Consider the following 212-nt stretch of genomic DNA (forward strand, 5'->3'; position numbering starts at 1 on the left):
TTCCCGTGAGCTGGAGCAGGAGGTCGGTGATCGGGCCGATGTTGCCCTCGGGCGTGGAGTCGAAGGTGGAGCAGTACCTGTCTCTTATACACATCTCCGAGCCCACGAGACGCGTAGTAATCTGGGGGGGGGGGTTTTTTGTTGGGGGGGGGGGGGGGGGGGGGGGGGGGGGGGGGGGGGGGGGGGGGGGGGGGGGGGGGGGGGGGGGGGGG

Annotated in this window: 1 protein-coding gene; it reads right to left on the reverse strand. The window is 72.6% G+C overall.

Annotated elements, in window-relative coordinates; all coding sequences use genetic code 11:
- Positions 1–94, reverse strand: a 94-nt coding sequence (locus ACPYOM_RS24410; protein ID WP_481347961.1) for a four-carbon acid sugar kinase family protein, incomplete at its 3' end; no start/stop codon positions are given.
- Between the last annotated feature and the right edge of the window lie 118 nt (positions 95–212).

The organism is Monashia sp. HAY1-2A (assembly GCF_056755315.1).